16 protein-coding genes are annotated in these 23,393 nt (G+C 68.3%); 6 read left to right on the top strand and 10 right to left on the bottom strand.

The window, feature by feature from the left end; genetic code table 11:
- Positions 1-4: 4 nt before the first annotated feature.
- The 6 genes from F8178_RS13885 to F8178_RS13860 form a co-directional block, all read right to left on the bottom strand.
- Positions 5-2,548, bottom strand: coding sequence for an FAD-dependent oxidoreductase (locus F8178_RS13885; protein ID WP_317495192.1), 2,544 nt, complete (start codon positions 2,546-2,548; stop codon positions 5-7).
- Between the two features lie 89 nt (positions 2,549-2,637).
- Complete coding sequence (locus F8178_RS13880; protein ID WP_317495191.1) at positions 2,638-3,348, bottom strand: GntR family transcriptional regulator; 711 nt, start codon at positions 3,346-3,348, stop codon at positions 2,638-2,640.
- Between the two features lie 183 nt (positions 3,349-3,531).
- Complete coding sequence (locus F8178_RS13875) at positions 3,532-5,229, bottom strand: formate--tetrahydrofolate ligase (protein ID WP_317495190.1); 1,698 nt, start codon at positions 5,227-5,229, stop codon at positions 3,532-3,534.
- Between the two features lie 20 nt (positions 5,230-5,249).
- A complete protein-coding gene (locus tag F8178_RS13870) occupies positions 5,250-6,107 on the bottom strand; it encodes a methylenetetrahydrofolate reductase (protein WP_317495189.1) in 858 nt (285 codons plus the stop codon).
- A gap of 36 nt (positions 6,108-6,143) precedes the next feature.
- Positions 6,144-7,370, bottom strand: coding sequence for a glycine cleavage T C-terminal barrel domain-containing protein (locus tag F8178_RS13865; protein WP_317495188.1), 1,227 nt, complete (start codon positions 7,368-7,370; stop codon positions 6,144-6,146).
- A gap of 194 nt (positions 7,371-7,564) precedes the next feature.
- Positions 7,565-9,019 carry a neutral zinc metallopeptidase gene (locus F8178_RS13860; protein ID WP_317495187.1) on the bottom strand — a complete coding sequence of 485 codons (1,455 nt, stop codon included), beginning with the start codon at positions 9,017-9,019 and terminating at the stop codon, positions 7,565-7,567.
- Positions 9,020-9,123: 104 nt separating this feature from the next.
- Here F8178_RS13860 and glgP point away from each other — a divergent pair, with 104 nt between their 5' ends.
- The 4 genes from glgP to F8178_RS13840 all read left to right on the top strand — a co-directional run bounded on the left by glgP (position 9,124) and on the right by F8178_RS13840 (position 14,814).
- Entirely contained in the window at positions 9,124-11,673 is a 2,550-nt protein-coding gene (glgP, locus tag F8178_RS13855; RefSeq protein ID WP_317495186.1) for an alpha-glucan family phosphorylase, read from the top strand.
- 157 nt (positions 11,674-11,830) lie between these two features.
- The gene (locus tag F8178_RS13850) at positions 11,831-12,595 is read left to right on the top strand and encodes an ABC transporter ATP-binding protein (RefSeq protein ID WP_317495312.1); all 765 of its coding nucleotides are present in this window, start codon (positions 11,831-11,833) and stop codon (positions 12,593-12,595) included.
- Positions 12,596-12,751: 156 nt separating this feature from the next.
- Positions 12,752-13,531: an enoyl-CoA hydratase-related protein gene (locus F8178_RS13845; protein ID WP_317495185.1), complete on the top strand. Its 780-nt coding sequence runs from the start codon at positions 12,752-12,754 to the stop codon at positions 13,529-13,531.
- Positions 13,532-13,635: 104 nt separating this feature from the next.
- Positions 13,636-14,814, top strand: coding sequence for a THUMP-like domain-containing protein (locus F8178_RS13840; protein ID WP_317495184.1), 1,179 nt, complete (start codon positions 13,636-13,638; stop codon positions 14,812-14,814).
- A gap of 21 nt (positions 14,815-14,835) precedes the next feature.
- On the opposite strand, the gene F8178_RS13835 is transcribed toward F8178_RS13840, so the two are convergent.
- The 4 genes from F8178_RS13835 to F8178_RS13820 form a co-directional block, all read right to left on the bottom strand.
- On the bottom strand, positions 14,836-16,473 hold the full coding sequence (locus F8178_RS13835) for an ABC transporter permease (protein WP_317495183.1): 1,638 nt from the start codon (positions 16,471-16,473) through the stop codon (positions 14,836-14,838).
- Entirely contained in the window at positions 16,470-17,405 is a 936-nt protein-coding gene (locus F8178_RS13830) for an ABC transporter ATP-binding protein (protein WP_317495182.1), read from the bottom strand. Before F8178_RS13830 ends, F8178_RS13835 begins: the two co-directional genes overlap by 4 nt.
- Before the next feature lie 135 nt (positions 17,406-17,540).
- Entirely contained in the window at positions 17,541-18,539 is a 999-nt protein-coding gene (locus tag F8178_RS13825) for a nucleoside hydrolase (protein ID WP_396345503.1), read from the bottom strand.
- 26 nt (positions 18,540-18,565) lie between these two features.
- On the bottom strand, positions 18,566-19,996 hold the full coding sequence (locus tag F8178_RS13820; protein WP_317495180.1) for a short-chain fatty acyl-CoA regulator family protein: 1,431 nt from the start codon (positions 19,994-19,996) through the stop codon (positions 18,566-18,568).
- 239 nt (positions 19,997-20,235) lie between these two features.
- Here F8178_RS13820 and aceA point away from each other — a divergent pair, with 239 nt between their 5' ends.
- Positions 20,236-21,522, top strand: a complete 1,287-nt coding sequence (aceA, locus tag F8178_RS13815) for an isocitrate lyase (RefSeq protein ID WP_317495179.1) — start codon at positions 20,236-20,238, stop codon at positions 21,520-21,522.
- Between the two features lie 86 nt (positions 21,523-21,608).
- Entirely contained in the window at positions 21,609-23,210 is a 1,602-nt protein-coding gene (gene aceB, locus F8178_RS13810) for a malate synthase A (RefSeq protein WP_317495178.1), read from the top strand.
- Positions 23,211-23,393: the final 183 nt, after the last annotated feature.

Below are 23,393 nucleotides of genomic sequence, written 5' to 3'. Positions count from 1 at the left end.
CCTTTCATGCCTTCATGCGCCGGTCTTCTGGATCGAACAGCGGCGTCCTACCGACACGCGCCACGGTGACCGGGTAGTGCTCGCCGAAGTACTCGACGAGCAGCTTGGTTCCCTCAACGGCGTGGAACGGGGGCAGGTAGCTCATCAGCAGGTACGTACCGAGCGAGGGAGCCGAGCCCGCGCTGGTGACGTAGGCTCCCCTGCCCTTGCTGTCCACGATCCGCTCACCCGAGCTGGTCAGCACCGGCGAGTGGGGCTGCGGGTAGCGGGTAGTGCCGACGTTGCCCGAGGTGCCGGTGTGGTCGTCGACGGTCAGTGTGCACAGCAGGGCAGCCGGTTGGTGGGAACGGGCGGCGACGTAGGCCTCCTTGCCATTGAAGTCGGCCGACTTCACCTTCGGCAGCGCCAGGTCCGCCTCGACCGGGTCGTACTCGGCCTCCAGCTCGGCCCCCATCAGCCGATAGCCTTTCTCGAGCCTGCCGGTGGTGCCGTACACGCCGATGCCCGCAGGCACGATGCCGTGCTCGGCACCTGCCGTGAAGATCGCGTCCCACAGCCGCAGGCCCTGATCGAACGGAGCGTGGAGCTCCCAGCCGAGGTCGCCGACGTAGGAGATCTTCAGCGCGAGCACCGGCACCCCGTCCACCGTGATGTGCCGCGCGGTGCCGAACCCGAACGCCTCTGCGGAGACGTCCTCCTCAGTGACCGCGGACAGCACCTCGCGCGCACGTGGGCCCCAGAGACCCAGCGTGCACACAGCCGAGGTCAGCTCGGCGAAGGCGACCGAACCGTCGGCGGGCAGGTGGTCGGTGAACCACTTCCTGTCGCGCGCCCCGTCGGCGCCGCCGGTGATGACGCGGAAGGATTCCTCGCCGAGCCGCACGATCGTCAGATCGCTGCGGAAGCCGCCCCGGTAGTCCAGGATCGGCGTGTAGATGACCTTGCCGACGGGCTTGTCGACCTGGGCCATCGCCATCCGCTCCAGGTAGGCGAGCGCGCCGGGGCCGGAGACGTCGAAATGGGCGAAAGCACTCAGGTCGATCGCGGCGACCCGCTCGCGCATGGCGAGGTGTTCGGCGTCGATGATCGGCGACCACCACCGCGAGTCCCACTCGTGCGGACGCTCGGCGATCCGGTCGGCGAACTCGTCGAGCAGCGGGGCGTTGGACTCGTACCAGTGTGGACGTTCCCAACCGCCGACCTCGAAGAACTCCGCCCCGCGTTCGACCTCGCGCGGGTAGAAGGGGGAGCGGCGCTGCCCGCGGTTGGAGGCCCACTGCTCGTTCGGGTGCACGATCCCGTAGATCTTGTTGTAGCCTTCCTCCGCGCGGGCACGCACGTGCGTGGCGGTCCGCTGGTTCGGGTAGAAGCGGGCGACGTCGGCGCCGTGCAGGTCGATCTCGGTGGTACCGTCGGTCATCCACTGTGCCAGCATCCTGCCCACCGCGGGCCCTTCCTTGATCCACACAGCTGCCGCCGACCACAGCCCTTTCACCTCGGGCGTCTCGCCGAGCAGCGGGCTACCGTCCGGGGTGACCGACAGCAGGCCGTTGATGGCGTGCCGGATGCCCGCTCCGGGAGCGTTGAGGATGCCGGGGAACAGCTCCAGCGCGTCCTCCATCTGCTGGTCGAAGTCGTCGCTGGTGAACGGTAGCTGGGTAGGGGACAGCTGTGCGGCTTCGAGCGACGGGATGTCGTCGGCGTCGTGCAGGATCGGGCGGTGCGCGTAGGAACCGATCTCGAGGTCGGCGCCGCTCTGCCGCTCGTACATCAGCGGGTCCATGTCACGGATGAGCGGGTAGGCGACCTCGGTGTGGGTTTCGGCGAACTCCGGGATCGGCCCGACGTCGATCATCTGGTGCACCGCCGGGGTCAGCGGCAGCCGCGCACCCGCCATGGCGGCGATACGCGCGCTCCACACTCCACATGCGACGACCACGGTGTCGGTCTCGATGTCGCCACGATCGGTGTGCACCGCTCGTACCTGGTCGAACCGCCCCCGGGTGACGCTGATGTCGAGCACTTCGGTGTTGGCCGAGATGGTCAGCGCACCGAGCGCGTTGGCCTGTTCCCGCATCAGTGCGCCGGACTGTAACGGGTCGACCACGGCCGCCGAGGGTTCCCAGAAACCGAGCTGGATCACGCTCGGGTCGATGAACGGCACGAGCTCGGCCACCTTCGCCGGGGTGATCAGCTCGGCGTGCACACCCCAGGCGTTGGCCGAGGCCATGCGCCGGTGGAGCTCGTCCACCCGGCTGGCGTTACGCGCGAGTTCGATCCCCCCGCAGGCGGTCAGCGTGCCGAGCTTCTCGTACTGGTGCATGGAGTCCACCGTCAAGGCGGTGATCTCCTTGGAGTGGTCAACCGGGAAGCAGAAGTTGGAGGCGTGGCCCGTGGAGCCACCGGGATCGGGCAGCGGCCCCTTGTCGAGCAGCACGATGCTGCGCCAGCCGAGCTGAGCCAGGTGGTGGACGAGCGAGTTCCCGACGATCCCCGCGCCGATCACGACGACGTCGGCTCGGTCGGGCAGCGTTTTCGCGGTGGTCATGGCGTCTCCTATCGACGATCGCGGGACGGCGAAGGGTTCGGAGCGGTATGGAGCTGTCGGGTGCTGGTCGGTGACAGTGCACCAGCCGGCTAGAGCACTGCCCGTATCTCGCCTTCGAATCCGGCGACGTGTTTGCGAAGGCATTGCTCGGCGGCTCGCGGATTGCCGTCCAGCACGGTTTCCAGTAGCTCGCGGTGCTCGTGCACGGCACGGTCGAGCCGGGGGAGTCGGTCGAGCGCGAGGAACCAAATCCGTAGACTGTGGACGTAGTATTCCTCGAGCGTGGCCGCCAGGTAGGCGTTCTGTGTAGCCCGGTGCACCAGGCGGTGGGTGCGCAGGTCGAGTTGGATCAACTCCCGATGATCGCTCGCCGCGTGATCATCGTCGAGCTCCGTGAGCATGCTGTGCATCGCGTCCCGATCGGCAGCGGTGATGCGGGTAGCGGCCAGGTACCCGGCATAGGATTCGAGCTCGATGCGGACCTCGCTGATGGCGCTGAGGTCCCCGAGGTGGACGTGGCTGACGAACATGCCGCGGCGCGGTGCCACGTGGACCAACCGGTCATCGGCCAACCTGCGTAAGGCCTCCCTGATAGGGGTCCTGCCGACGCCCAGTTCGGCTTGCAGTGCACGCTCGTCGATCGTGGCCCCTGGCGGCAGGTCGAGTGTGATCAGCTTGTCGCGGAGGAGGTAGTAGGCCTTCTCGCTGAGACTGCTGACACTCCGTGCCCCCGGTTCAAGGGTCACCAGGTCAGGCAGGTGGTACCTGCCTGACGGCTGCTGTGGTGTGACGGGGCGCATACATACATCATAGATATATCAGAGCATAATACGCAACGGTTGCATATAAAGAAACTACCATGATCTCTTCACGGCGAGCGCGCTCCGGAGGCGACCGGCCACTGGCACGGGGACGGCCCGCTCATTCCCGGCGACCACGCTCGTGCCGATCTGATCGTGTCCACGCACGACGATCGGCCTTCGCTACGACAACCCCACGATCTGGCCCGCGTCGTCGATGTCGATCTGCTCCGCTGCGGGCGCGGAGGACAGACCCGGCATGGTCCGCATCTCGCCGCAGATCGCGTAGATGAACCCGGCGCCCACGGAGGCCCGCACCTCGCGCACCGGCAGGCGCCAGCCGGTCGGTGCCCCCTTCAGCGCAGGATCGGCCGACAGCGACAGGTGGGTCTTGGCGATGCACACCGGCAACATGCCGTAGCCACACCGCTCGTAGGTGGCCAGCTGCCGCTGCGCCGCGGGGGAAATGTCCACCCCGTCCGCGCCGTACACGTCCCTGGCGATGCGGTCGATCTTGTCCACAAGAGGGAGGTCGTCCTCGTAGAGCAGCCGGAAGTCCGCGGGCTCGTTGCAGGCCTCGGCCACCGCGTCGGCGAGCTCCACGGCCCCCTTACCGCCCTCGGTGAAGTGCGTGCTGGTGGCCGCCCGGACCCCCTCCTCGGCTGCGACGTCCATGATGGCCTGCCGCTCGCTGGGGTGGTCGGTGGGGAAAGCGTTGATCGCGACCACCGGCGTCACTCCGTGCGCGCGGATGTTGGCGATCTGCTTGCGCAGGTTCGCAGCACCCACGCGGACATCGTCCGGATTCTCGGCGAGCAACTCGTCGGGCAGCGGGCGACCCGCGGAGATCCGGTAGTTGCCCGAGTGTGCCTTCAACGCCCGGACGGTCGCCACGATCACCGCGGCGTCCGGGGCCATGCCGGAGGTGCGGCACTTGATGTTGAAGAACCGCTCGGCACCCATGTCGGCGCCGAAGCCTGCCTCGGTGATCAGGTAGTCGGTGTCGCGGATGCCGATCCGGTCCGCGACGATCGAGGAGTTGCCGTGCGCGATGTTGCCGAACGGGCCACAGTGCACCAGCACGGGGGTGTGCTCGATCGTCTGCATCAGGTTCGGTTTGATCGCCTCGCGAAGGATCACGCACATCGCGCCCGCCGCCTTGAGCTGCTCTGCGGTGACCGGCTGCCCGTCGTGGTCGTAGCCGACGACGATCCTGCCCAGCCGTTGCCGCAGGTCGGCCAGTGAAGTCGACAGCGCGAGGATCGCCATGACCTCGCTCGCTGCGGTGATGTCGAAACCTGTCTGCCGCGGTGTGCCGTCGGCTTTGCCCCCGAGCCCGGTCACGATCTGCCGCAGGTCCCTGTCGTTGGAGTCGATGACCCGTCGCCAGGTGATCGTGTGGGGGTCGATGCCGAGGGCGTTGCCCTTGTGCAGGTGGTTGTCGAGCATGGCGGCCAGCAGGTTGTGCGCCGCGGTTACGGCGTGCATGTCGCCGGTGAGGTGGAGGTTGAGCGCCTCCATCGGGGCCACCTGCGCGTAGCCGCCACCTGCCGCGCCGCCCTTGATGCCGAACGTCGGGCCCATGGACGGCTGGCGGATCGCGATGACCGCCCGCTGATCCAGGTGATCGAAGGCCTGGCCCAGACCGACCGTTGTGGTGGTCTTACCTTCGCCGAGCGGTGTCGGGGTGATCGCGGTGACCACGACGTACCGGGCGCGTCGCGTGCCGTCACGCTCGCCGATGGCATCCAGCGAGATCTTGGCTACATTCCTGCCGTACGGCTCGACCAGGTGCTCGGCGATACCGATGTCGGCTGCGACGCGACCGATCGGCTTGAGCACAGTGTGCCGCGAGATCTCGAGATCATTCGGCATGGCCATGGCGAACCCCCTCTCTGTGATCAGGACGCCACCCGGCGCCGGTTGCCGTGCGTCCATCGCACGGTCGCGTCGATGTGGTTGAACGTGTAGATGTGCAGACCCGCGAGATCCGCCTTGCCTTCGCGTACCTGGGCACCCAGCTTGCGCACGAGGCCGTCCGGCCGGTAACCGCGCGGCCTGATCAGGCGGCCTGCGGCCGCCTTGTTGCCGCGCAGGAAGCGAACCGAGTCGCCGACCCCGATACGCAAGCTCACCCGCAACAGCTTGGCCATGTCCACCACGCCGGGAATGCCCGCGTAGATCGGCAGCGTGATGCCCTGTCCGCGCAGGGCACGGCTGAAGCGGCCGATCCTCGCCGCGTCGAAGCACATCTGGCTGACCGTGTAGGTCGCGTAAAGCTGCTTGCTCTTCAGCGCGGTCAGCAGTGTGGCGTCGTCGATCGCGTGGTGCCCGTCGGGATAGGATGGTATCCCCACATGACGAGGCAGCCTGCCGAGCGCGGCGATCGCCTCGAGCAGCGTCAACCCGTCGGGATACGGGCCAGCGGGCTCCGCGGCGTCGCCGCCGACGACGAACACGTTGTCGATGCCCGCCGCTTCGAGTCGGTCCAGGATCGTGATCAGTTCCTCGCGGTCGTGGAGCTGCCGTGCCGCGAGGTGTGGCACGGCGCGCAGCCCCCGCTCGGCCAGCTGCACCGCCAGGTCCACGGTGGCCGCCGCACCCTGGCGCGGCGAGGAGGTCACCGTCACCACGGCACCGGGCGGCAGCGTGGCGGCCTGATCCATCACACCGGAAATCGGCATGAGCTCATAGCGCGGCTGGTCGAGCAGCGTGGCTTTCGCCTGCCGCGGGCGAAGCCGGGAAGTGGGCTGTGCCATGGTCGGCCTTTCGAATCAGTCGGTTGGTTGGCTCTCTCACCCCTTCGGGGTCTGCTTGCGCGGATCGACGAACGGCTTCTCGACCACAAGACCGTTACGCAGGCCGCTCGGCGTCTCGATACCGACCTTGGTGCCCAGTGCGCTGAGCTCGACCGGCACCATGGCCAGCCCGATGTTGCGCTCCAACCGCGGCGAGTGGCACGCGCTCGTGACGCTACCGACCTCGGAGCCGTCGGCGTCCAGCACGCCGAATCGCTCGATCATCGAACCGTCGTTGTAGGTGCCAAGCGGTTCGCCGTCGATCTCGACGCCGACCATGATGCGCGAGACACCCTGCTCGCGGACCCGCTTCAGGGCGTCCTTGCCGATGAAGTCGGCCTCCTGCTCCAGGTCGACCATCCACTTGTAGTCGTATCCGACCTCCATGGGGTTGGTGTCGAGGGTGATGTCGGAGCCGTAGGAGAGCATCCCCGCCTCGATGCGACGGATGTGGCACGGGCCGATCGGCCGCATGCCGTGGGGCTCACCGGCTTGCCAGACGGCGTCCCACAGCCGCCCCGCGTCCCTGCTCGCGTTGTACAGGTAGATCTCGTAGCCGAGCTCTGCGGTGTATCCGGTGCGGCTGACCACGACGTCCATGCCGTCGAGCGTGTAGTCGCGCAGGTAGTAGTAGGGCACGTCCAGGATCGACTCGCCGAACAGGTCGACCATGACCTCGCGGGACTTCGGTCCCTGTACCTGGATGGGCGCGACGTCGACCTCGGCGATGTCGACGTCCCAGCCGCCCGCGTGCGCCAGGCCCATCGCCCACAGGCGGACGTCGCTGTCGGCCAGCGACAGCCAGAAGCGGTCGCTGTCCAGCCGCAGCAGCACGGGGTCGTTGATGATGCCGCCGTCCGGGGCGGTGATGAACACGTACTTGCACTGGCCGACGGCGCACTTGGACAGGTCGCGGGGGATCAGCATGTTGGTGAAGTCGAACGCGTCCGGCCCGGAGATCTGCAGCTGGCGTTCCACTCCGACGTCCCAGATCGTGACGCCGTTCAGCAGCGCCCAGTACTCGCCGACCGGGTCACCGTAGTGCCGGGGGTGGTAGGTGTGGTTGTACACGCTGTAGGCCGCCACGCCGTGCGCGCGCGACTTCCAAAAGTAAGGGGACTTCCGTAGCCGCGTATAGAGCATGACCGCAGGCGTCTCGACCACCTTCTGCGCGGGCTGGTCGGCGGCTGCAGCGGTGACTCGCGGGTCGAGGACCTCGGCCATGGTGCCTCCTAACGCATGGTGACGGGTGGTAACGTCGAGCCGGATTCGTTGCGTAGTACTCAACTGTTGGGTACTACGCAACAGTGTGCGTCACGGTAAGGTTACGCGTCAAGCGATGGCAGGAGCGCGAAGAGGACGGATTCTGCCTGCTCGGCGCGGCTTTTCGGGGTGCTGGTCGCTGACCAGCGTCAGCGCTATTCGAACGTCGCGGGGCAGCTGCCCGCGCCCTCCGTGAAGCCCACCCGAAGTGCCTCCACCCGGGTGAATCCGGCCGGGGCAGGCACGCCCTCGACGTTCGCGGCGATCAGGCTCTCGGGCTGCAGCATCTCGAGGATGGCTTCATCGAGGTCGCCTGGTGACAGCCGCAGGATCCGATCGTCGGCCCGTGGCTCAGTGGCGAATGCCGCCCAGGATCCGACGTAGCATGCCGCGCGCAGCCCTGCTCCCGTCTCGTGGAGCGACTGCCCGTTCGCTCGCTGGAGGCCCATGGCGTAGCGCGAAGCCAGCACCGCGAAGGCGGCGAAGTCGCCGAACCCCGCGATCGGTTCCCCGGACCAGGCGGCGCGCTGATCGATGGGTTCGCCGAGGGCGGCGAGGCCGGACAACTCGATGGAGACCGTGTTGGTGTCCGGGCAGTACGAGGCGGGCGGGGTTCCCGAACCGTCAGGGCACGAGCCGTCCTCGGAGATCACCACCCTGGGACGTGCGGCCGCGGTGTCGGCGAACGCCGCGTCGAGGCTTTCCGTAGCCAGCTCGATGGTCTCCGCGGTGATGGGCACGTCACCCCGGCGTGTGTCCTGCTCGCTGAAGGCGAACTGGGTGGACCGCTCGTCGACCGTGTGCTCGTCGATGTCCGCGCAGGAGGTGGGATCCTTCTCGAACCCGAGCTGGAACGCGTAGGTGCGGTCGAAGCCCGTGCCGTGGGCCGCGATGTCGTGGCGCAGATCGCCGGGTGCGTCCCTGACGAAGTGCAGCGCGCTGAGCGCCTGGTTGACGCCTTCCGAAGTGGAGAGCTCGAAGAAGTCGCTCGACCCCTCGGCCAGCCAGCGGAAGTAGTTGCCCGCGAAGCAGTCGGCCTGCAGCTCCTTGACGATGGTCGGGGTGTTCGCCGAGATCCCGGCGCGTTCGGCGATCCGGTGCTGCACCGCGTGGCCGTACTCGTGAGCCATCACCGTCACGATGCCCATCGGCCCGAACTGGTCGTGCAGCAGCGGGAACAGCGATTCCCTGTCCCACCCGAGCGTGTCCGCCGCCGGGCAGTAGAAGGCGTTGACCTCGCCCCGCACGCTCTGGCCGCACACCGTGAAGTCGTCGGTGTCCGGGTCGTAGGACAGCAGCCGCTCGACGGGCTCGAAGACGGTGCGGAAGTAAGCGGGTAACGCATCCGACCAGTAGCGGGTCAGATCCTCGCTCGCGGCGGTCGCCAGCCCGTCCGCCTCGGAGTCTGTGACGTTGTCGACGTCGATCTCCGGCTCCGGCGCGTCGTCGGCGAGCCCACTGGGAAAGTGGGTCACCGGAAGTCCCGCGATGTCCCCCTCGGTGATCGCCTCACCCGCGGTCGGCTCGTCCCCGCAGGCGGTGAGCGCGACAGCGGCCACCGCGAGTAACGCGAGGACCCGTACCGCTCGTTGTCTCCGCCGTCCCGTCATCGGCCCCCCACAGTGTTCCCGCCAGCTGGGTGCTGGTGAGGCAGCATACCCAGCACGGGACATACCCAGCACGCGACGGGGAACGGGCACTAGGCTCGGCGGTCATGAGAGCAGTCCGACGGTTCACCGTGCGCGCCAGCATCCCGGAACCGCTGGCCGGCCTGAGCAGGCTCGCGACCAACCTGCGCTGGACCTGGCATCCCGCAACCAGGGACCTGTTCGCCTCGATGGATCCCGAACTGGCCGAGCAGGTCGGGGGTGACCCGCTCCGGATCCTCACCGAGCTGCCGCCCGCCAAGCTGGAACGGCTCGCGGCCGACCCGGATTTCGTGGCGCGCGCGCACGCCGCCGTCGGAGACCTGGAGACCTACCTGTGCGAACCACGCTGGTACCAGCGCGTGGCGACCGAACGCGCCAGCGGCGCTACCGGCGGCACGGCGCCGGAGTGCATCGCGTACTTCTCGATGGAGTTCGGCGTCACCGAGGCATTGCCGAACTACTCCGGCGGGCTGGGCGTGCTGGCCGCCGACCACCTCAAGGCTGCCTCCGACCTCGGCGTGCCACTCATCGGGGTGGGGCTGTTCTACCGCTCGGGATACTTCAGGCAGTCGCTGTCCACCGACGGCTGGCAGGTGGAGCACTACCCGGTCATCGATCCCAGCGGGCTGCCGCTGGAACTGCTCACCGAACCGTCCGGTGAGCCCGCCCACGTCACCCTCGCCATGCCCGGTGACCGGCAGCTGGCGGCCCAGGTGTGGATCGCGCAGGTCGGTAGGGTGCCGCTGCTGCTGCTCGATTCTGATGTAGACAGCAACGACGACGAGTTGCGTGGCGTGACCGACCGGTTGTACGGGGGAGACTCGGAGCACCGGATCCGCCAGGAGATCCTCGCCGGCATCGGCGGGGTCCGCGCGGTACGTCGCTACTGCGCGCTGACGGGCCACTCGGGTCCCGAGGTGTACCACACCAACGAGGGGCATGCGGGCTTCCTCGGTCTCGAACGGGCGCACGAATTGATCACCCGGTACGGGCTGGCCTTCGACGAGGCCGTGCAGGCGGTGCGTGCGGGGACGGTGTTCACCACGCACACCCCGGTGCCCGCCGGGATCGATCGCTTCCCGCTTGAGCAGATCCAGCGCTACTTCGGTGACGGGAAGCTCCTCCCCGGCATCGACGCCGAGCAGGTCATCAAGCTCGGGGAGGAGCGCAACCCCGGGCTGTTCAACATGGCGCACATGGGATTGCGGCTCGCGCAGCGCGCCAACGGCGTCTCGGCGCTGCACGGGAAGATCTCGCGCCGCATGTTCACCAGTCTCTGGCCGGGCTTTCCCACCGAGGAGATCCCGATCTCCTCGGTGACCAACGGTGTGCACGGACCGACCTGGTTGGCGCGGGAGCTGCGCGCGTTGCTCGGCGGGGACGGTGAGGGCGACGCCGACCGGCTCGACTCAGTGACCGATCGCGAACTGTGGGAGCTGCGCTGCACCCTGCGCAGGCGGCTGGTCGATGAGGTGCGGCGCAGGGTGCGTGCCTCCTGGTTGCAGCGCGGCGCCTCCGCGCTGGAACTGGGGTGGACCGACCAGGTCTTCGATCCGGAGGTGCTTACCGTCGGTTTCGCGCGCCGGGTGCCGACGTACAAACGCCTGACGCTGATGCTGCGAAACCCCGACCGGCTCCGCGAGCGGCTGCTCGACGAGGAGCGACCGATCCAGGTGGTGGTCGCGGGCAAGTCGCATCCGGCGGACGAGGGCGGCAAGGCGCTGATCCAGCAGGTGGTGCGGTTCGCCGACGATCCGGCCGTGCGGCACCGGATCGTGTTCCTGCCGGACTACGACATGTCGTTGGCACGGTACCTGTACTGGGGCTGTGACCTGTGGCTGAACAACCCCACCCGCCCGCTGGAGGCCTGCGGTACCTCGGGGATGAAATCGGCGCTCAACGGCGGGCTCAACCTTTCCATCAAGGACGGCTGGTGGGACGAGAGCTACGACGGGAAGAACGGTTGGGCGATCCCCACCGCTGACGGTGTGTCCGACCCGCTGCGCCGGGACGACCTCGAGGCCGCCGCGCTGTACGATCTGCTCGGCCAGCGCATCGCACCGCTGTTCTACGAGCGCGATGCCGATGGGGTGCCGTCGGGGTGGATGTCGATGGTGCGGCACACCCTGGCCACCCTCGGACCGAGAGTGCAGGCTTCCCGCATGGTGACCGAGTACGTCGAGCAGTACTACCTGCCCGCCGCGGCCGCCGTGGCCGCCGCGAACGGTCACGACCATGAGGGAGCACGATCCGTGGCACGTTACCGTGAACGGCTGGAGCAGCGGTGGCACCATGTCCGGGTGATCGAGACCGAGTTCGGCACCGATGACGCGGGCGAGCTGGTTGTCGGCGCACCGGTCCGTGTGGACGCCACAGTCGACCTCGCTGGACTGTCACCTTCCGAGGTCGACGTGCAGGCCGTTGTCGGCAAGGTCGGTGACGCCGACGAACTGTACGACGTGGTCACGGCGTCGATGGAACACGTCGGTGACGGCCGGTTCGCCGCGCGGGTGCCGCTGCCGCATGCCGGTTCGCTCGGTTACACGGTGCGAGTGCTGCCGCACCACGAGCTCCTCACTACTCCATCGGAGTTGGGCAAAGTGGTCGTGGTGTGATCCGACAGACTGTGGGTGACGGGCGGGAGAATGACCCGACGTTGTATAAGACACCGGGACGTGGCTCGAGCGGAACGTGTCGGGCCACACCCTCGAACCGGAGTCGCGAGACGGAAGGCGGGACCCGTTGGTTGATCTCAACGACCTGGTGGTGCACATGGACGGGGTCGGGGTGCGGCGCGGTGACACCCACCTGCTCGCCGACCTCGACTGGTCGGTGGAGCTGGACGAGAGGTGGGTCGTACTCGGCTCGAACGGCGCGGGCAAGACGACGATGTTGCGCTTGGCCGCAGCCGAGCTCCATCCCTCGGTCGGGACGGTGCACGTGCTGGGGGAACGGCTCGGTCGGACCGACGTGTTCGAGCTACGACCCCGGATCGGATTCACCTCCACCGCCCTGAACGGGCGGGTCCCCGGCGACGAGACGGCGCGAGACGTGGTCATGAGCGCCGGCTACGCGGTGGTGGGACGTTGGCGCGAGAGCTACGAGGAGATGGACGTTCACCGCGCCCATCAGATGCTCGATGCTCTCGGTGTCGCGCACCTGGCGGACCGACCGTTCGGCACCCTCTCCGAGGGGGAGCGCAAGCGTACGCTGATCGCGCGCTCGCTGATGACCGACCCGGAGATGCTGTTGCTCGATGAGCCCGCGGCCGGGCTCGATCTGGGAGCGCGCGAGGATCTGGTCGGCCAGCTGTCGGTGCTCGCCGGGGATCCGGACGCCCCGGCGACGGTGCTGGTGACCCACCATGTCGAGGAGATCCCGCCGGGCTTCACCCACGCGTTGCTGCTGCGCGATGGCCGTGCGGTGGCTGCCGGGCTGATCGATGACGTGCTGACCAGCGAGTCGCTGTCAGAGACGTTCGGGCAGGACCTGTTGCTCGAACGGTCCGGTGACCGGTACTTCGCACGCAGGCGCTGAGCGTGTGGCGTGACCGGCTCCATCGGGTCCCGTTCGAACGGGGTTGGTCCACCGCCTGCCTGTCGCGCGGGTAACCTGCCTGGCGGAGCATGCCGGTCGCGGCACACCGGCCGGTACACCGGCCAAGGGGTCAGATGGTCGTCAGAGGAGGTTCGTGTGACAGAGTTCGTGCGTTTCGAGGTGGAAGCAGGCGTCGGCACCATTCGCCTCGAACGCCCGCCGGTCAACGCGCTGAACGAACAGATCCAGGAGGAGCTGGCCGGTGCCGCCAAGGAGGCGAGCGAGCGCGACGACGTGCGTGCGGTCATCCTGTACGGCGGGGAGAAGACCTTCGCGGGCGGCGCGGACATCAAGGAGATGGCTGCCAAGTCCTACGCGGAGATGACGGCGTTCGGCACGGGCCTTCAGGAGACGATGAGCCTGATCGCGGGCATCCCCAAGCCAACGGTCGCCGCGGTTACCGGCTACGCACTCGGCGGCGGTCTCGAACTCGCACTCACCGCCGACCGGCGCATCGCGGGCGATAACGTCAAGGTCGGGCAACCGGAGATCCAGCTCGGCATCATTCCCGGTGCGGGCGGTACCCAGCGGCTGACCAGGCTCGTGGGGCCGAGCACGGCCAAAGACCTGGTGTACACCGGTCGGTTCGTGGCTGCTGACGAGGCGCAGCGGCTGGGCATCGTCGACGAGGTGGTCGCCGCCGACGAGGTGTACACCAGGGCGAAGGAGTGGGCCGAGCAGTTCGTCAACGGCCCGGCTATAGCGCTGCGCGCCGCCAAGGCAGCCATCGACGGTGGGCTCGACGTCGACCTCACCAGTGGGCTGCGGTGGGAGACGCAGCTGTTCACCGCCCTATGGGCGACCGAGGACCAGTCCACCGGCATGCGGTCCTTCCTCGAGCACGGCCCAGGGAAGGCGTCCTTCACCGGCCGGTGAGGCGCTGATCGATCGAGTGGAGGTGAGAGGCCGCCACTGCCGTCCTGGATACCCGCCACGCGACGCATCGCGCCCCAGCAACGGAGGCGACATAGGATCAGCCCGTGGGATACCGGTTCTCGCGAGGGGATGTCGAGTACCTTCGCTCGGATGAGGGGCGGCAGGCGCTCGCCGCCTGTAACGAGCTCGAGCTGAGCACGTCGAGCTGGCTCTCGGACATCGCCGCCGCGCGGGAGAAGGTCGGGGATCGGTACGCGGCCGTGGTCGAGACCGTGCTGCTCCGGAGAAAGGCCCGCGCCAAGCTCGACGAACCCGGCGAATGGTTGCTGACCGATGACGCGTTGCAACAGGCGAGCGCTCACTACGTCGCGCGGTACCGAGCCGACCGGCTGGCCGGGCGCGACGTGCACGATGTGACCTGCTCGATCGGTGCCGATCTCGTGACGCTCGCGCGGACCGCGAGCCGGTGCGTCGGCTCCGACCTGGACGAGGTCCGGCTGGCCATGGCGCGGCACAACTGCGCCGAAGCCGGGGTGGCGCCTGCCGTGGTGCTGGCTGACGCGCTGCGTCCGGTATCGCGAGGAACAGCCGTGGTCGCCGACCCCGGCCGGAGGGACAGTTCCGGCCGGAGAACGTGGCGACCGGAGGATTTCGCGCCCCCGCTCGATGCGCTCGCGCGCACCTACGCCGGTCGTGACCTGGTGGTGAAATGTGCCCCCGGGGTCGACCCCGAGGTGGTTCCGTGGGCGGCGGAAGTGGAGATCATCTCGCTGGACGGTCAGGTACGGGAAGCGTGCCTGTGGTCGGGCGGGCTCGCCGAGGTCTCGCGCAGGGCAACCGTGTTGCGTTCGGACGGTTCCCGTGAAGCGGTCACTGACACCGAGCCGGATGACGCGGCGGTGCGGGAGGTGGGGGAGTGGATCGTTGACCCGGATGGCGCGATCGTCCGCGCCGGTCTCGTGCGGCAGTACGCGGCGCGGCACGGTCTGGGACAGCTCGATCACCGTATCGCCTACCTCACCGGAGAGGCCCCGCCTGCCGGGGTGCGCGCGTTCCGGGTGCTGGAGCACGGCAAGTACAGCGAGAGAGCGCTACGCGCGGCGCTGCGCAAGCGGCGGGTCGGCAGGGTCGAGATCCTGGTGCGCGGGCTCGACGTGGATCCCAACAAGCTACGGCCCCGGTTGCGGCTGGGTGGGACCGAGCAGGCGAGCGTAGTGCTCACCCGCATCGGCCCCACCCCGACAGCTCTCATCTGCCGCGCCGAGCGCATCCCGCCGAGCTGAACGGAAGCCGCCTGCCCGTGGTTACGCCGTCTCCAGGTCACGCTGCCGGAACGCGGACAGGCCGATGGCCAGCAGCGCGGCAGCGACCGCGAGCAGCAAGGCCAGCGGGAGCACGGAGAACTCCTCGGCGGGTAGCTCGGGAACGTGCCCGAAGGGTGACAGGTTGGTCATCCACTCCGGGAACTGCAGGATCTGTCCCAGGTAGCCGACGAGGAACCCGTACACCGGCACGATCCAGGCCAGCGGCGTCAGCCTCGGTGACAAGCCGTAGAGCGCTACCGCGAGGCCTGCCGTGACCCACAACGCCGGGAAGTACGCCACGGCGGCGCCGAGGAGCTGGGTGATGAGCTCGCTGTCATCCACCGCGAGCGCTCCCGCTATGCCGAAACCCAACCCGCCAGCGGCCAGCACCACGATCCCGCCGAGCAGGGCGACCGTGATGTGGCTGGCGAGCCACCGGTGTCGGGAGACAGCGGTGGCGAGAACCGGCTCGGCCCTGCCGTCGGCTTCCTCCGCCCTGCCTCGCGACGCGGCGAGCACGACGTAGATCGAGGCGATCACCGCGAGCACGATCATGACCATCGAGGCGAACGACTCGGTGACTGTGGCGCCGCCGATGTCCGCGAGGGCTCGCTCCATCTCCGCGATCGCCGTGAGCATGTCCTCGACTTCGTTCAGGATGGCGCCGTAGGCGATGCCGAGCAGGGCGAGCGTGGCGGTGAAGCCGATGAGCAGGCCCCGCTGCAGCCGTACTGCCAGGCCGAACGGGTTTCCCAGTACGGCGGAGGCGGCCTGCCTGCCTGCGCGCGTCCCGCGCAGCCCCGAGCCGACATCCCGGCGGGTGCTCAGCGCGACCCCTACGGCGATGAGTACGGCGGCGACCCCGGCCGCGAGCAGCAACGGCCACCAGCGGTCGTCTACGTACACCAAGGTCGCCTGCGCCCAGCCTATGGGGGACAGCCAGGACAGCGTGCCGTCGCCCACATCGCCTGCCGCTCGCAGCACGTAGGCTAGTCCGATGGCGGCCAGTCCCATGCCTGCCGCTCCCCTGGTGTGCTCGGTGATCTGCACGGTCACCATGGTGAGCCCAGCGAAGGCGACGCCGACCGCGGCGTGGGCGAACCCGTACAGCAGCGAGCCGCCCGTGGTGACGCCTTCGGCGCCGGTCGCCGCCAGTGCGAGTCCCATCACCACGGCCAGCAGGAGGTTGGTGGCGATCACCACAACCAGCGCGGCCGTCGCGTGCGCGTGGCGCCCGACCACCGCGGCGCGGACCAGCTCGGCCCTGCCGCTTTCTTCCTCGGCCCTGGTGTGGCGCACCAGCATGAGCACGCTCATCAGTGCGACAAGCAGCGCGGTGAAGCCGAGCATCTGGTGCCCCATCATCGCGCCGATGTTGTAGTCGGCGAGGTACTCGGCAGGTCCCGACATGGCCAGGCCCGCTGGCGTGCCCATGGTCTCGGCGATGGCCTGTCGCTCAACGCTGGTGGGGTAGAGATCGGCGAGGCTGGCGAGCGTGGCCACCGTGCCCAGCGTGAGCGCGGCGATCCACGCGGGGATGCGCACCCGGTCGCGGCGCAGCGCGAACCGGATCAGCGCAGGCGTACCGGTGAGCGAGCCGTGACGGGCGCGGACGGCGGGTGCGGTGCTCGTGTTCATTGTGATTCCCCGCTCGTGTTGACGGCCAACTCTTCGCCGTAGTGCCGCATGAACAGCTGTTCCAATGTGGGCGGTTGGCTGATCAGCGAGCGGATACCGTGGCGGTGCAGGTGCCCGATCACGGGGTCGAGTTGTTCGGAGTCGACATCGAACTGGACCTTGCCGTCGGTGTGGACAACGTCGTGCACGCCGGTGACCGCTTCGATGTCGGTGAGCGGCTGTGCCGTCTCGGCGATAACGGTGGTGCGGGTGAGGTGACGAAGCTCGTCCAGGCTTCCCGACTCCACGATGTGGCCGTTCCTGATGATCGAGACCCGGTCGCAGAGTGCCTCCACCTGCGCGAGGATGTGGCTGGACAGCAGCACAGTTGTTCCTGCCGCGTTCGCCTCGCGGACGCATTCGGCGAAGATGGCCTCCATGAGCGGGTCCAGTCCCGCGGTGGGCTCGTCCATGACGAGCAGCTCGACGTCCGAGGCCAGCGCCGACACCAGGGCGACCTTCTGCCGGTTGCCCTTGGAGTAGGTCCGCCCTTTCTTGGTGGGGTCGAGATCGAACCGCTCGCACAGCTCGTCGCGCTTGCGCCGGTCGAAACCACCGCGCAGCCTCGCGAACAGGTCGATGGCCTCCCCTCCCGTCAGGTTCGGCCACAGGCTGACGTCGCCGGGGACGTAGGCGAGCCTGCGGTGCAGGTGCACGGCGTCGCGCCAGGGATCGCCGCCCAGTACCTCGGCGTGGCCGGAATCGGCGCGGAGCAGGCCAAGCAGGATCCGGATGGTCGTCGACTTCCCCGCCCCGTTCGGGCCGAGGAATCCGTGCACCTCGCCGGTTCGCACGGTCAACTCGAGGCGATCCAACGCGGTGACCGAGCCGAAGGTCTTGTTCAGCTCCGACACGCTCACGGCAGCCCCGTCCGGGGTGGTGGCTAGAGACATGGTCGCTCCCCTGGATGACGATGCCAGCGTGACTCGCAGGCACTCCGAAGCTACATGATTTTCATAAGTTTGTGAACATCAAGAACATGGTAAAATAGGCGGGCGGCTCCCCGGAACGGTTCGACCGCGCGGCGGTCAGCTGCTGCTCAGCCCGGTGAGCAGCAGATCCCGTATCGCGTCGAGGTCGGCGTCGTGGGCAACGCCCACCGGCCGCTGGTCGCTGGTAGGCGGGACGAGGGGTGCCGTGGTACGGCGATCGACGACGGTGGCGCCCCGCGATGGGCCTGGTGTGCAGTCCACCTCGAGCTGGTAGGGAGTGTGCGTGAGGGTTGCGGGCCGGATCGCTTCGGCGACGGCGACGGCGTCGTGCAGCACGATGCCGTCCCAGCCGAGCACGGTCCGGTAGTGCGCCAGGTAGTCGGGAACGAGCGCGTGCAGGGCCGCGCCACGGTGCCCGGAACGGGCCAGGGTGTCGAGCCAGTCGCGGTCCACCGCGCAGCGCGTCGTCAGGTCGATCGGGACGAGCACGGACGGCACCGACTCCCCGGCGAGCACCCGCTGCGCGGCTTCCGGATCGCTCCAGATGTTGAACTCGGCCGCAGCCGTCACGTTGCCGCCCGACACCGCCCCTCCCATGATCACCAGCCGGTCGATGGCTGGAGCGAGGTCGGGTCGGGTGGCCAGCAGGAGGGCGATGTTGGTCAGCGGCCCGATGGCAGCGATGGTCACCGGCTCGTCGGTCGCGGCAAGCAGCCGCACCATCAGCTCCACGGCGCCGAGATCGTGCGCCGCACGGGTGGGTTCCGGCAACTGCCCGGCACGGCCGGACAGCCCGTCGGCGCCGTGAGCGTGCTGCGCCCGGTGCGGCTGCGGGTGCACCAGCGGCCGGGCTGCGCCCGCGGCGACCGGCACGTCCTCGCGGTCGCACAGCGCGAGGACCCGTCGCGCGTTGTCGGTGGTGACCTCCAGCGGCACATTGCCGAACACGGTGGTCACCGCCAGCAGCTCGGTATCGGGATCGAGCGCGGCGAGGGCGATGGCGAAGGCGTCGTCGACGCCCGGATCGGTATCGATGATCAGCCGGTTCACGCCTGCCGAGTCTGTCGTACCGCGTGGGCGTGCGCCAACGCGCATCGGGGTGGTGCCGGTGCTGCTGGGAGTCAGTCCGACTTGGGCACCGCGGGATAGGGCACGAAGGTACTGGTGTTCTCGTCGACGGTGAGCTGCTTGCCGATGGTGGGAAAGGCCCGCTGGGGGCAGGCCAGCCTCTCGCAGACCTTGCATCCCATGCCGATCGGCGTCGCAGCCGAGTTGTCGTCGAGATCGAGCCCGGTGGAGTAGATCAGCCTGCGTGCATGCCGTAGCTCGCAGCCGAGCCCCACGCTGAAGATCTTGCCGGGGGACCCGTAACCGCCGATGTTGCGGAACACGGTCCTGGCGATCCAGAAGTACCGCTTGCCGTCCGGCATCTCGGCGACCTGCGTGAGGATCTTGCCTGGCGAGGCGAATGCCTCGTAGATGCTCCACAGCGGGCAGGAACCACCGACCCGGGAGAAATGGAAGCCCGCGGCCGACTGCCGCTTGGACATATTGCCCGCCCGGTCGACGCGTACGAACGAGAACGGGATCCCCCGCTTCTTCGGGCGTTGCAGTGTCGACAGCCGGTGGCACACCGTCTCGAAACCCACACCGAAGTGATCGCATAGCCTTTCGATGTCGTAGCGGTAGCGCTCGGCGCGACTGTGGAACTCGGTGTAGGGCAGGATCAGCGCCCCCGCGAAGTAGTTGGCCAGTCCCACCCTGGCCAGCGAGCGTGCGGCCTGTCCGGAGAACGCCCAGGAGTCGGAGAGCTCGTCGATCAAATCCGAGTGCTCGAGCAGCGCGATCTGCGAGGCCATGCGGAAGGCCTGTTGGCCGACCCGCATGCTCGGCGCCATGCGTAGCACCCGGGTGTCCGGTTCGTAGCGATGCAGCTCGCCACGATCCTCGTCGAGGCCTTCGGTGGTGCAGTGCACGCCGTAGGACGCCGACAACGTATCGCGCAGCGCGTTACGCAGGTCGGCGCCGCGCACCATGCCGAGCTGCACCGCCATGCGCTCGGCACGCTCGTCGAGCTCGGCGACGTAGTTCTCGCGCTCGTAGAAGAAGTCGCGCACTTCCTCGTGCGGCAGCGGGGCGGCTGGGCTGCCGTGCTGTCCCGTGCCGTCCTCGGTCACCAGGGCAGCGGTGTTCTCCACCGCGTCCCGGTAGCGCTTGTGCAGTTTGACGAGGGCCTGGGCCACGGTGGGTAGGTTCGTGGCGAGGTCGTTGATCTCACTGGAGGACACGGTCGCCCCGACGGCCTCGTCCATCAGCGCCTCGCGCACATCGGCCACGAGGCGGCCGGTGTCGTTGCTGGCGAAGAACTCGGCGTCCACTCCGAACGCCTCCGCGAGCCGGAGGAGTACCGGGACCGTCAGCGGGCGGGCGTTGTGCTCGATCTGGTTCAGGTAGCTCGGTGAGATCTCCAACACGCGAGCCAGATCAGCCTGGCTCATCGCGCGGTCTTCACGCAGATGCCGGAGCTTGGCTCCGGCGAACGTTTTCTCCATCGTGGGGCTCCCTCACCGCTGATTGTCCGGGACTCGACCGGGAACGGCCGTGGAAGAGTCGGCTCGCGAGCCAACACCTTCGCATCCTTCGCAAGATGGTACGGATACTTCGCACAAATTTGCAAATTGGCCATGTAGCGCTGTTTTAGCTGGGCATGGCATGGTTTCTCTAAGAAGCGAGAAATCGCAACGTTTGCAAAGTCGTTGCAGCGATGCACGAGGACAACTGTGGAGAACCGATGACCGAGATGCGCAAGACGCCGGAGCAGGCCGCTGCCGAGCTCGCTGCCGAGTGGGACACCAACCCCCGGTGGAAGGGCATCAGCCGCCCGTACAGCGCCGCCGACGTGATCAAGCTGCGCGGCAGCGTGGTCGAGGAGAACACGCTCGCTCGCCGCGGTGCCGAGAAGCTCTGGGAGCTGCTCGACACCGAGGACTACGTGCACGCGCTCGGTGCGCTGACCGGTAACCAGGCCGTGCAGCAGGTGCGCGCCGGCCTCAAGGCGATCTACCTGTCCGGCTGGCAGGTCGCCGCGGACGCCAACCTGGCTGGCCAGACCTACCCGGACCAGAGCCTGTACCCGGCGAACTCGGTCCCGGCTGTGGTGCGCCGGATCAACAACGCGCTGGCGCGCGCCGACCAGATCACCTGGGCCGAGGGCGACACCAGCATCGACTGGTTCGCCCCGATCGTCGCCGACGCCGAGGCGGGCTTCGGTGGCCCGCTCAACGCGTTCGAGCTGATGAAGGGCATGATCGCCGCAGGCGCCGCGGGCGTGCACTGGGAGGACCAGCTCGCCTCGGAGAAGAAGTGCGGCCACCTCGGCGGCAAGGTTCTCATCCCGACCAAGCAGCACGAGCGCACGCTGAACGCCGCCCGACTGGCCGCCGACATCGCGGGTGTGCCGTCGTTGATCATCGCGCGCACCGACGCCCAGGCCGCCACGTTGCTCACCAGCGACGTTGATGAGCGGGACGCCAAGTACGTCACCGGTGATCGGACTTCGGAGGGCTTCTACCGGGTGCGCAACGGCATCGAGCCCTGCATCGACCGGGCTCTGGCCTACGCGCCGTACGCCGACCTGATCTGGATGGAGACCTCGGAGCCGGACCTCGACGTGGCGCGACAGTTCGCCGAGGCGGTCAAGGACAAGTTCCCGGAGCAGAAGCTGGCCTACAACTGCTCGCCGTCGTTCAACTGGAAGAAGCACCTGGACGACTCGACCATCGCGAAGTTCCAGCGGGAGCTGGGCCACATGGGCTACAAGTTCCAGTTCATCACGCTGGCAGGCTTCCACGCGCTGAACTACTCGATGTTCGACCTGGCCAAGGGCTACGCCAGCGACGGCATGACCGCCTACGTCGACCTGCAGGAGCGGGAGTTCGCCGCGGAGGACCGCGGTTACACCGCCACCAAGCACCAGCGTGAGGTCGGCACCGGCTGGTTCGACCAGGTCAGCACGGTTCTCAACCCGGAAAGCTCCACCACGGCGCTGACCGGTTCCACCGAGGAAGCTCAGTTCTGATTCACCCCTGCGGCGGCGGTGGGAGCCTTCCCCCTTGACACCGCCTCCCACCGCCGCCGCTTTCCCACCCGTCAAGGAGGAGCGACATGGCTACCAGCTTGAGCTACCGGACCACGGTCTCCGGTTCGATGGCGGACCGGTTCGACGAGATCCTCACGCCTGAGGCGCTCGAGTTCGTAGCCCGCCTGGACAACGAGTTCGCCGGGCGACGTCGTGAGCTCCTCGACGCGCGGCGGCGCAGGAAGGAGAAGCTGAACTCGGGAGAGGAGGAGCTCGACTTCCTGGCGGAGACCGCGCACATCCGCTCGGACTCCTCCTGGCGGGTGGCCGGTGCCGCTGCCGGGCTGAGCGACCGCAGGGTGGAGATCGCAGGCCCCCCTGCCGACCGGGCGACGGTCGAGGAGATGGTGACCTCGGGCGCGCACGTCTGGCTGGCGGACTTCGAGGACGGCCTGTCGCCGACCTGGGCGAACGTCATGAGCGGCCAGCTCAACCTGCACGACGCCGTTCGCGGCGCCACCGGTGCTACCGGTGACGGCAGGGCGACGATCGCGGTGCGCCCCCGTGGCTGGCACATGGTGGAAAAGCACGTGCGGATCGACGGACGCCCGGTCTCGGCGAGCCTGTTCGACTTCGGCCTGTACTTCTTCCACAACGTGCGGGAACTGCTCGATCGCGGCAGCGGCCCGTACTTCTGCCTGCCCAAGGTGGAGAGCCACCACGAGGCCCGGTTGTGGAACGACGTGTTCGTCACGGCGCAACGGCTGCTGGATGTGCAGCAGGGCACCATCCGGGCTACGGTGCTGATCGAGACGGTCACCGCGGCGTTCGAGATGGAGGAGATCCTCTACGAGCTGCGCGAGCACGCTGCCGGGCTCAACGCCGGACGGTGGGACTACATCTTCAGCATCATCAAGAACTTCAGCCGCCGGGGTGGCGACTTCGTGCTTCCCAACCGCGCCGAGGTGACGATGTCGGTGCCGTTCTTGCGCGCCTACACCGAGTTGCTTGTGGACACGTGCCACAAGCGGGGCGCTCAGGCGATCGGCGATATGACGGCGGTCGTGCCGAGCACGGACACCGATCGCAACACCGAGGCGATCGCCGTGGTCCGGGAGGATACCGAGCGCGAGATCGACGTCGGGTTCGACGGCTCTTGGGTGGCGCACCCGGCCATGGTCGGCGTGTGCCGGGAGGTCTACGACACCCGCGGCGAATCCAGCAGTGAGCAGGGTGCGGCGGCCACCGCCCGGCCCGCGCGTTCCCGTCCCGAGGTCACCAGGGACGACCTGCTCCACGTCGCGGGTACCGGCGGCGAGGTCACCGAGGACGGGCTGCGGCACAACATCCGCGTGGCGCTGCGCTACATCGACTCGTGGCTGGCAGGCACCGGAACCGTGACGATCGGCGAGCTGCGCGAGGACGCGGCCACCGCGGAGATCTCCCGCAGCCAGGTCTGGCAGTGGATGCACAACCAGACCAAGCTCGACGACGGCACGGCCATCGACGCCGAGCTGGTCACCCGCATGCTCGACGAGGAGGTGGCCACCATCCGTGCCGAGCGTGGCGGCGCCGATGACCGGCTCGACGATGCCCGCGCGATCTTCATCGAGTCCGCCCTCAGCGAGACGTTGCCGAGCTTCTTTACCACCTGTGCCTACGCCCGCTACCTGACGCACAGCGTGTGACACTTCCCTTCCCCTCGCGCCGGTTCTCACCCGCTGCCGGCGCGAGGGGAAGGGTTTCCCCAGGACATTCCGGCCACTTTCCCCGTCGCGCACCCCCGTACTGGCCGTATCGCGCACCCTGCTGTACCCGCTGGATGCCGTAGCGCCTGTTCGAACGTGTGAGTGGTAGTTGTACGATGGTCC

The organism is Haloechinothrix sp. LS1_15, assembly GCF_033042135.1.
GTDB lineage: Bacteria > Actinomycetota > Actinomycetes > Mycobacteriales > Pseudonocardiaceae > Haloechinothrix.
This window is presented reverse-complemented; position numbering and strand designations above follow the sequence as displayed.

Coding starts and splice junctions, on each gene's coding strand:
- F8178_RS13880 (WP_317495191.1), bottom strand. CDS start 3,348: ATGCGCCCCGTCACACCACAGCAGCCGTCAGGCAGGTACCACCTGCCT.
- aceA (WP_317495179.1), top strand. CDS start 20,236: ATGACCGAGATGCGCAAGACGCCGGAGCAGGCCGCTGCCGAGCTCGCT.
- F8178_RS13865 (WP_317495188.1), bottom strand. CDS start 7,370: ATGGCCGAGGTCCTCGACCCGCGAGTCACCGCTGCAGCCGCCGACCAG.
- F8178_RS13860 (WP_317495187.1), bottom strand. CDS start 9,019: ATGACGGGACGGCGGAGACAACGAGCGGTACGGGTCCTCGCGTTACTC.
- F8178_RS13825 (WP_396345503.1), bottom strand. CDS start 18,539: ATGCGCGTTGGCGCACGCCCACGCGGTACGACAGACTCGGCAGGCGTG.
- F8178_RS13835 (WP_317495183.1), bottom strand. CDS start 16,473: ATGAACACGAGCACCGCACCCGCCGTCCGCGCCCGTCACGGCTCGCTC.
- F8178_RS13875 (WP_317495190.1), bottom strand. CDS start 5,229: ATGGCCATGCCGAATGATCTCGAGATCTCGCGGCACACTGTGCTCAAG.
- F8178_RS13870 (WP_317495189.1), bottom strand. CDS start 6,107: ATGGCACAGCCCACTTCCCGGCTTCGCCCGCGGCAGGCGAAAGCCACG.
- F8178_RS13830 (WP_317495182.1), bottom strand. CDS start 17,405: ATGTCTCTAGCCACCACCCCGGACGGGGCTGCCGTGAGCGTGTCGGAG.
- F8178_RS13820 (WP_317495180.1), bottom strand. CDS start 19,996: ATGGAGAAAACGTTCGCCGGAGCCAAGCTCCGGCATCTGCGTGAAGAC.
- F8178_RS13850 (WP_317495312.1), top strand. CDS start 11,831: ATGGACGGGGTCGGGGTGCGGCGCGGTGACACCCACCTGCTCGCCGAC.
- F8178_RS13885 (WP_317495192.1), bottom strand. CDS start 2,548: ATGACCACCGCGAAAACGCTGCCCGACCGAGCCGACGTCGTCGTGATC.
- aceB (WP_317495178.1), top strand. CDS start 21,609: ATGGCTACCAGCTTGAGCTACCGGACCACGGTCTCCGGTTCGATGGCG.
- glgP (WP_317495186.1), top strand. CDS start 9,124: ATGAGAGCAGTCCGACGGTTCACCGTGCGCGCCAGCATCCCGGAACCG.